Source organism: Priestia sp. D51 (genome assembly GCF_053345675.1).
This window is the reverse complement of the sequence record NZ_JBLTIR010000027.1, coordinates 1-8,539: the sequence shown is the minus strand read 5'-3', so window position 1 is coordinate 8,539 and position 8,539 is coordinate 1. Positions and strand designations below refer to the sequence as shown.

General features: G+C 31.0%; 10 protein-coding genes. 5 read left to right on the top strand and 5 right to left on the bottom strand.

Features of this window, described 5'->3' with window-relative positions; all coding sequences use genetic code 11:
• Positions 1-1,079 precede the first annotated feature (1,079 nt).
• The gene (locus tag ACNHOZ_RS28720) at positions 1,080-1,472 is read left to right on the top strand and encodes a UPF0715 family protein (protein ID WP_430053153.1); all 393 of its coding nucleotides are present in this window, start codon (positions 1,080-1,082) and stop codon (positions 1,470-1,472) included.
• A gap of 352 nt (positions 1,473-1,824) precedes the next feature.
• Complete coding sequence (locus ACNHOZ_RS28715; protein WP_447697459.1) at positions 1,825-2,103, top strand: hypothetical protein; 279 nt, start codon at positions 1,825-1,827, stop codon at positions 2,101-2,103.
• 108 nt (positions 2,104-2,211) lie between these two features.
• Here ACNHOZ_RS28715 and ACNHOZ_RS28710 read toward each other — a convergent pair whose 3' ends face one another.
• The 3 genes from ACNHOZ_RS28710 to ACNHOZ_RS28700 form a co-directional block, all read right to left on the bottom strand.
• Positions 2,212-2,535, bottom strand: a complete 324-nt coding sequence (locus tag ACNHOZ_RS28710; protein WP_447697458.1) for a hypothetical protein — start codon at positions 2,533-2,535, stop codon at positions 2,212-2,214.
• 849 nt (positions 2,536-3,384) lie between these two features.
• Positions 3,385-3,939 carry a signal peptidase I gene (gene lepB / locus ACNHOZ_RS28705; RefSeq protein WP_447697457.1) on the bottom strand — a complete coding sequence of 185 codons (555 nt, stop codon included), beginning with the start codon at positions 3,937-3,939 and terminating at the stop codon, positions 3,385-3,387.
• A gap of 162 nt (positions 3,940-4,101) precedes the next feature.
• Positions 4,102-4,344 (bottom strand): hypothetical protein, encoded by a 243-nt coding sequence (locus tag ACNHOZ_RS28700; protein WP_221817288.1) that lies wholly within the window; start codon positions 4,342-4,344, stop codon positions 4,102-4,104.
• Positions 4,345-4,524: 180 nt separating this feature from the next.
• On the opposite strand from ACNHOZ_RS28700, the gene ACNHOZ_RS28695 reads away from it, so the two are divergent.
• A complete protein-coding gene (locus ACNHOZ_RS28695) occupies positions 4,525-6,171 on the top strand; it encodes a putative polysaccharide biosynthesis protein (protein WP_447697456.1) in 1,647 nt (548 codons plus the stop codon).
• 71 nt (positions 6,172-6,242) lie between these two features.
• Here ACNHOZ_RS28695 and ACNHOZ_RS28690 read toward each other — a convergent pair whose 3' ends face one another.
• Both ACNHOZ_RS28690 and ACNHOZ_RS28685 read right to left on the bottom strand, forming a co-directional pair.
• Positions 6,243-6,545, bottom strand: coding sequence for a hypothetical protein (locus tag ACNHOZ_RS28690; RefSeq protein ID WP_447697455.1), 303 nt, complete (start codon positions 6,543-6,545; stop codon positions 6,243-6,245).
• 181 nt (positions 6,546-6,726) lie between these two features.
• Entirely contained in the window at positions 6,727-7,437 is a 711-nt protein-coding gene (locus ACNHOZ_RS28685) for a CPBP family intramembrane glutamic endopeptidase (RefSeq protein ID WP_447697454.1), read from the bottom strand.
• Between the two features lie 350 nt (positions 7,438-7,787).
• Here ACNHOZ_RS28685 and ACNHOZ_RS28680 point away from each other — a divergent pair, with 350 nt between their 5' ends.
• Both ACNHOZ_RS28680 and ACNHOZ_RS28675 read left to right on the top strand, forming a co-directional pair.
• Positions 7,788-7,991 (top strand): helix-turn-helix transcriptional regulator, encoded by a 204-nt coding sequence (locus tag ACNHOZ_RS28680; protein WP_447697453.1) that lies wholly within the window; start codon positions 7,788-7,790, stop codon positions 7,989-7,991.
• Between the two features lie 22 nt (positions 7,992-8,013).
• Complete coding sequence (locus tag ACNHOZ_RS28675) at positions 8,014-8,385, top strand: hypothetical protein (RefSeq protein WP_251440797.1); 372 nt, start codon at positions 8,014-8,016, stop codon at positions 8,383-8,385.
• The last annotated feature ends 154 nt before the right edge of the window (positions 8,386-8,539 follow it).

Below are 8,539 nucleotides of genomic sequence, written 5' to 3'. Positions count from 1 at the left end.
AAGAGTGCTCATACCATTATTGTAGGTAGAGTTGTTTTTCTGAAAAAACAATGCATATCTTTGACATATGGCGACGTTTGCCTTCACCAAAAGTGAGAAAGAGCCAATTCGACTTGACGTCTACAATAGTACGCAGTTTAAATTATCTTTAGTCTTTGGGTAATATTAAACGTATTTAATTAAAAATAGCGTTAACCATTACTCACCTTGTAGAAAACGTTTCTATTATTCTTTCTATATATAAATTGTATAATATTATAGAAAATGATACGAGATTAAAAAGGACATGAATTTTTAAGTAAGTTTAATTTAATGTTATTAATAAGAGTAATAGTTAACGTACTTTATTAAAAATAGTTATATCATTTACATACCTTGTAGAAAAACTTCGTATTTGTCGTCACTAAGTGTAAATAGTAAAACATTAATAATACATAAAATAATTTATAGTTTACTTAACTAACAACAAAACTTAAACAAAGTTACTTTTTAATAAAATATTTAATCACAACATTTATTTTTGAAGATAGATGTATATAAATCTACGTTCAAAGATAATTGTATTATTTAGCCTTAAAGGCTATAGAAGCAGGCTTTAGCCTGCTTTTTCTTTTACTCGTGCAATAGGATATTGCAAATTTACTATGTAAAGGTTGCATAGCTGATGCAACCTTTATTAAAAACGTCATGTTCAATAGAATGAACATGACGTTCTCCAAACCTGAACATATATGTTCACTTTTAGTTAATATAAAACCAATCACAGGAAAAAATATCCTTATCAGAAGATATATCTGTTATGATAAAAATATAATCTTTTCTAAAGGATGAAGTCTGTGAAGGATTTTTTATCTAGCTTTTTACTTATAACCAGTTGGCTTATCTTTGCTATAAGTGCCTATTTGCTTGTTAGTGTTTTAATCGCACCTTCCTATGCATTTATTCCTTTTTGTAAGGTGGTAGGTGCTGGATTAGTTTGTTTTTATTTATCAAAAAAGCTCAATGAAAATAAAGTTAACTAGCTTTAACCTTTGTATGGTATACATCCATAGAATAGACAAGAAGGGTGTGTTCAGTCAGTGACATTTAAAGAGTTTTTGCCATACCATGCGTTAACAGTTATTAGCTCTAGCGCCTCTTATGCCATATTCCTTATCATCATTGAGCCTATTTATAGATCTGTTATTGCATTTTTTATGATTTCACTTATTACAATCATTCCTTATTCTGTTGCAGCCGTACCACTGCAGCTATTTCTAAATAAATGGCCTAAGAAGTTTAGTATTCTCTACTTATGTACCTATTCTGTCGTAGCAATCCTATTCCTTTATATCTCTTATAAGCTTCAAGGAAATTGGTCTGATCCGGTAGGGGATTATCGTAAAATGTTTGTATTTGCAGTCGGTGCAGCCATCATATACTGGTTTTGGGATTCCGTTATTATGAACAAGAAGGAATATCCGTATTATTAAAAATCAAGTATAAATTAGCTAATTTACATAAAGCGCATTGTTGGAAATAAAGGTGACAAAAAAAATGGGAGTGAATATTATAACTAGTTCTACAGCAATCATAATTTTATTTTTGAATCTAATAACTCTTATTCTAGTATTTAAAGGTTTTCAAAATAGTAAAGTAAACTTCACACTTCAAAAAGCTATATTAGGCCTCTTAATAACTGTTTTAGTCATTAATTTGGTAATGACATTTATTATGTAAATTTAAAAAGTTTGGTTACCATAATGTGCTTTCTAGAAATCTATAGACAGAGAGATTAAATGAACCATTGATTGTATATAAAGATCTTTTGAAAGAGTGATTAGCATGGTGAAAAAAGGACTTATAACAGGAATAATGGTACTACTTGTCGTACTAGCTATTTCTTATATTTCAGGAATCTGGAGTTTTGTTTATTATTTATGTGGAGCTATAGGATTAGTATCAATTGCACTTTCTATAGATTTTTTAATTTACAGTTTAGGAAATAAGCAATTATCAGTTTCCAACAGAAAAAAACATAAAAGTCGTTTAGAGGATTCTAAAAAGTATATTTCAATTGCGATTCCTAACCTAATAGCAACATTGATCTATCTAATAAACTAATAAAAAACAGCACTATCCACTTTTAATGGACAGTGCTGTTTTTTATTAACTACTCCCAACTTTTAGTTAACATAAAATGACTTCTTAGCAACCAAGTTTTAATGAACACTATAATCTTACAGTTTTTAACGAGAAGTGTGGTTTGAAACTAATTTCTACTTTTCTGTTATCATCATTACCCAAAATAGTTAACCGGTTATTTTCCCCTTTAATTTGATTAATATCTTCTAATTCAAAGTCAAAGATTAACCCTTTAAAGTACTTATAACTTAAGCTTACACTACACTGACTTTCATGTACCGAAATAGTAAGCGATAATGTAAATCCATAATCATCTATCTTCTGGTATGTAAATATACCAGTCTGTTGATCAAACATGACTAAAGGTTCATCTTCAAATAACTCAAGCATTTCGTATTCATCGTACTTCATGACTGTTCAAATCCTCCTATTTTGGTATTACGGCCATGACATCGCCATATTTTTCATAATAATCTTAAATGTATCAAATATGTTCTGTATGTACCTAAGTTTTGAGCCCAATTTTTATCTCATATATAATCTTAATTATCATGATGCACTTTATAGCCTGATTTCTTAATCTTTAATTGAATCGTACACGTGCTTATATCATACTGATTAGCTCATTCTTTAATGGTGATTTCTTTCATCATAAATCCATTCAGTATCTTTTTACCAGCATCCTACTAGCCTCCATTTTCGTTTTACGAGTATAGTACTAGTATTCAAATGCAACATGATATTTCCGACTATTACTTTTCAAGGTTGCATAGTTAATTTAACTTTTGAGCAAACTATTTTAGATGTTCCAAGCATCGCCTGGAAATAGTGGCATTCATATAGCAAACGCTCCTGATTAAGAACCAGGAGTGTTTGCTATTTTTATTTATAAAACGAATAATACTGACCAACATGAGCAGACTATTCAAGATGCTTTGTACGCCCTGGGGCATCAATTAGATTATGGCCAAAACTGTATAACATCCAAAGACGGAAAAACTGCCTCCTCTCCAACGGCAGTTTTTCTGTTTTTTATGTTTCAATTTAATTTAAACGGGTACAGCGAATAATAGATATTGACGTGAGCAAACTACTCAACATGTATTAAATCATCAAGTCAATGTTGCATGGAGTGTATAGAAAAAGGCTATCTCTTTTGACTGATAAGGGGCAGCCTTTTTTATATGTTTCCACTTTGCATAAAACGTATTACCAGAACAAACAAAAAAGTTTCTACTTATCAGGGAACTTTTAAAGAGTTTACTTTATCCATTGAACTTCTTTCAGAGGCCAATAAGCTAATTTAGCTTTTCCTACAATTTTATCTACTGAAATTGTCCCGACCTTAGGGGACCTACTATCTAAGCTATACTTTCTATTATCTCCCATGACAAACAATTGGCCTTCTGGAACTGTTTTACTGCCTGTAGACTCTTGGAGTTTAAAATCCTGAGTTAATAGACCTGTTACCATTTCCTTTTTGTATTGATTTAAATAAGGTTCCTCATATTTTTTCCCGTTTACATATAGCGTATCATTACGATATTCTATATGATCACCAGGTAAACCAATTACCCTTTTAATATAATCTTTTTCCTTTGTAGCATGGAAAACAATAATATCAAATCTTTTTATATTACTTGCCTTATTTTTACCCACTTCATTAAGAATAATATGTTCATCGTTTTTTAGAGTTGGCATCATTGACTCACCGTCCACTACTATAGGCGCAAGTATGTACTCTCTTACAACAAAAGCTAAAATACAAGCAATAATAATTGATTTAACCCATGAAAAAATCTCTTTACGTTTCAATTGAAAACTCCTCTATAACTTTAATACATGCTTAGAATTATAACACAATATATAGAAATTAATCTTTTATTTAACAGTTGAAACATAATGTATGCTAGTCAACATAATGTAGCTTACAGGAACCACCCCCTCTTTGTCCTATTTGGACAAAGAGGGGGTGGTTTACTTATAATTGCTTTCTACAAGTGCCCCCAAATTATCTAAATCTTGACTGATATTTAAGATAATTAGGTAGTTCCATTCTCCCTTACTCTTCCCTAAATTTACTACTTGATGAACTTCTACTTGATCATTTTCATATTCTCTAGCTGCTTCACACATTTCCCTTAAAGTACTGCCAAACTCTGTGTTATCCCAATTTCTTATCGTCAAATCAATATAAGATTGGCTCTTTTTAAAATTCATATCTCACTCACCTCTATTACTAAAAATAACATTAAAGTAATAGTTTAGGTGAAATATTTTTACCATAATCAACCTTATCAAAAACAAAAATTTATCATGTACTAACTGTTTCTTGACGGTAGCTAAAGAAATGTTTACCATAAATTAGTATTAAGTTATAAAGATGGGAATGAATCACACATGCAAGAAAAGACATCAAGTTTAATGAGAAACACATTTATTTTAACCATGGCTACATTTATCTCTAAATTTTTAGGATTTATTTATGTCATACCATTTACTTCATTAGTTGGAACGCAGGGCTTTGCTCTATACATGTATGCATATAGACCTTATACCATTATGCTAAGTATTGCTACGGCAGGTCTTCCCTTAGCAGTTTCCAAATTCATTTCTAAATATAATCAGTTAGGAGATTATCACACTGGCAGAAGGCTATTAAAAAGTAGTTTAGTTATTATGATTTCAACTGGAATTGTAGCTTTTTTAATACTATATACAATGTCACCTTTATTAGCTTCTTATTTGATAGGGAAAGGCGATACATCTGGAAATAATATAAAAGATGTCATTATGGTTATGCGTACTGTAAGTTTTGCATTAATTATTGTTCCTATATTAAGTATCTGCCGAGGCTTTTTTCAAGGGTACAATTTTATGGAACCAACAGGCGTCTCTCAAGTTATTGAACAAATTGTTCGTATTATATGGATTTTAATTGGTGGATTTTTGGTCGTACACGTTTTTCATAGCAGTATATCTATAGCTTCGGGTGTTGCGACATTTGGTGCTTTCACAGGAGCAACTGCAGGACTAGCTGTTATCTACTATTATTGGAAAAAGAATCGCTCACATATTAACAATTTACACAAGACCTCATCTGTACGTAGCAATATTTCCTTTCTTAGCATGTACAAGGAACTCATTACATACGCTGTTCCATTTGTTCTAGTAGGGTTAGCTATACCGGTATATCAGTTAGTTGATACGTTCATGGTTAACAAATTGTATATGGAAATTGGGTATTCATTACAGAAAGCTGAAACGTTAAACTCTGTACTTGGTCTAACCCAAACATTGGTTATGATCCCAGTATCATTAGCTACAGCTCTGAGTTTATCTTTAATCCCTAGCATTACCAAATTGCACACAGCAAACAAATTGGATCTATTAAAGCAACAACTTACTCAAACGTTTCAAATGCTCTTTTTTATTACATTACCAGCTGTAGTGGGGCTGTCCATTTTATCTCATTCAGCATATATCACTTTCTTTGGCCTAAATAATGCTTATGAACTGGGGAGTAAAATTTTAAAGTGGTATGCACCTGCTGCCTTATTTTTCGCTATGTTTACTGTAACAGCAGCAATGCTCCAAGGTATTAACAAGCAAAAGAGTGCTATTATTGGACTAATGGCCGGCCTACTATGTAAGGTCATCTGTAATTATTTATTTGTAGCTCCTTTTGATGACCTAGGACCTGTTTTTGCAACATACGTTGGTTATACTCTATCTGTTCTTTATAATTTATTTGTAATACAAAAACATCTAGATTACAGCTATTGTCATGTCCTAAAAAAGATTTCGTTTATCTTTATAAATGCGATTATTATGGCTGTATTAGTAGCTGTTATTAGTTTTGGGGTTAATCATATGGCTATAGATTTAAAAGTAAAGGCAGTTCTTAATATTTTAGTTTGTGGAGGGATTGGAGCATATTCATATGTGTTCTTTGCCTCTAAAACAGGAGTCATCAAAAATACATTTGGAAAAAACCCTGTGATTTTAAATAAAATCCTTCCTAGAAGAAAAGAAAAGGCTGCTTAGAATTAGGCAGCCTTTTCTTTCTGAATTATATCCTAAAAAAGATTATTGTCATATATAAAATATTACTTACTCTAAGATGTTATCTTTTTATAATGGTGCTCTATTTTTGTTAAAGAAATGAGAATATGAAGTTGTTCAGAGGGAGTAAAGTATTCTAACCCTTCCTGATCTTCATCAGGAGAAAAATACAATTTACCCCACTTTTTTAAGACCCATCCTTTAACCCCTTTAGGAATAATTCCATATTGATCTGATTTTAAATTGTTTATATCTAACATACTAGAGTTTCTAAATCTCATTAGTGAATTACTCTCATATATCCGACAAGACTTTATAAATTCAATTTTGTATAATTTTTTCTCTTTTAGTAGCATGTTATCCCAACCCTAGATTTCAATATTTATTTTAATTTGCATTGAAGTAATACTAATTAATATCCTTCCCTTTAATTCACTATAATTAGAATTTTGTTGAGTTTGATTTGTAGTTAACGTAATTTGCCTTTTAGGAGGTATTTATAATTTATTCAATTATTTCTCGACAATAATAGTGATTTTAATTTTCTTCAATTATACTTGAAGGGCTCTTTTTATTAGGCAAAAAGACAAATTTTGAATCAATAATGAAATGTAGTGTGATAGGAACCCATAAAGAGCCTGTCCCCACAAAAAGAAAAAACATAATACCACCTAAATAGGAAGTGAGTAGTACTCCTTTCCAGCCTTGGTACAGATGAACAATTCCAAATAACAGACTTGAAATAATTCCAATAGCAACCATAGATAAATGAAAAGGGAAGTGGTTGAAATAATGAAACATTGCACCACGAAAAATAATCTCTTCGCAAACTCCTGCTGTAACTGCTATCAAAAGGAAAAACAGCCTTTCCTTGAAGTTTGATGGCAACAAGAATTGAATACTCTCATCACTTAATCCTTCGGAAATTTTCTCTCTAGCCTTCTTGGAAAAAGAAATCATAAAAATAATTATTGCAATACTAATTCCTGCCCCCACTCCCGCAGACAGTAAAAAATCTTTATTTAAAGAAAATAAAGGTTTCTTAATAAAAAATAAGTTGTTAAACGTGTGTTTAGTCAAAAACCAATAGACTAAAAATATGATGACCAATATCCATTGGGTAATAACAGTTTCTCCGTACATTCGCCACTTGTTTAGTTGGTTACTTTTTATTTTGTTTAAATAAAAATAGTCCCATAATGGATACCCTACAATAATTAATAATAAAAACAGAGTAAGAAATATCATGTTTATCACCTCTTAGTTGTTAATTATTTTCAAACCAAATTTATTATAACATTGTTATTTTTAGTAATTAGAATAAATTATGTTTTATTTTCCAATTGTAAACAGCTAACACTGTAACCATTTCTGTATTGGACACTAACAAAAGAGAGGTGTTAATGTTAAGACATCTATCTAGTTTTGTTTTTAAGTTCTATTTAAACTTTTTTATACCTCTAGTTTTCATAAAACGTATTATCGGCACAAAATAGAAGATGGGTAGTAAAGCGACCTTTACGTAAAGTATACTTTACGTAAAGGTCGCTTTACTATAGAATAAGGTTAAATAATAAAACAGAGGAGGATTTATGTGAGTGAAAAACCATTTGGCAGAACATAGACAGGAATATGGTTATTCTCAAGATAAACTAGCCGAAAAGCTAGGTGTATCGAGACAGACCATCATATCAATTGAAAAAGGAAGATATAACCCCTCACTTCCTTTAGCTTTACAAATAGGAAAAATCTTTAAAACTCCAGTAGAAGCAATCTTTATTCTGGACACTGAAGAAGGATAGAACTTTTAGGAGGTAATATAACATGGCTTTAAAAAAAGGATATTTTCTCATCGGTATTATGTTTACATTCATTTTTGGATTCAAATTAGTTTCAGCAATTACAAACTCAGCATCTTATATTGAAGCGTTGATATGGGGCGCATTTACATATATGTGTTTTGCTTTAAGTTACTTATTTCCTCACTTTCAAAAGAAAGATGAAAGAATGAATCTTATTAGACAAAAAGGGTTATATTACTCATTTTTTGCTTTAATGATCTATCTTTTTATAGCTATAGCGTTAATAAAGATTGGAATCATTGCTCTTACTTCACTTGAGATAGCTTCAGTATTAATCTCACTAATGGTTATTACAATGTGGACATCTTGGATTATATTATCTAAACGTTATTAATAAAGAGCTCAATACTACATGAAAAGATAGTTACGTCGGGTAGGCAGGCACTCTCACGAGCGCCCGCCCCCCTAAGAACCGTACGTGACAGATTTCCCGTCATACGGCTCAAGCCTTCTTTTTATCCGAACAACTTATTTAATACATGGTACAT

What these genes read in the sequence shown, in the direction of transcription:
- ACNHOZ_RS28690 (WP_447697455.1), bottom strand. Translation starts at nt 6,545, where the DNA reads ATGCTACTAAAAGAGAAAAAATTATACAAAATTGAATTTATAAAGTCT.
- ACNHOZ_RS28685 (WP_447697454.1), bottom strand. Translation starts at nt 7,437, where the DNA reads ATGATATTTCTTACTCTGTTTTTATTATTAATTATTGTAGGGTATCCA.
- ACNHOZ_RS28715 (WP_447697459.1), top strand. Translation starts at nt 1,825, where the DNA reads ATGGTGAAAAAAGGACTTATAACAGGAATAATGGTACTACTTGTCGTA.
- ACNHOZ_RS28675 (WP_251440797.1), top strand. Translation starts at nt 8,014, where the DNA reads ATGGCTTTAAAAAAAGGATATTTTCTCATCGGTATTATGTTTACATTC.
- ACNHOZ_RS28710 (WP_447697458.1), bottom strand. Translation starts at nt 2,535, where the DNA reads ATGAAGTACGATGAATACGAAATGCTTGAGTTATTTGAAGATGAACCT.
- ACNHOZ_RS28695 (WP_447697456.1), top strand. Translation starts at nt 4,525, where the DNA reads ATGCAAGAAAAGACATCAAGTTTAATGAGAAACACATTTATTTTAACC.
- ACNHOZ_RS28700 (WP_221817288.1), bottom strand. Translation starts at nt 4,344, where the DNA reads ATGAATTTTAAAAAGAGCCAATCTTATATTGATTTGACGATAAGAAAT.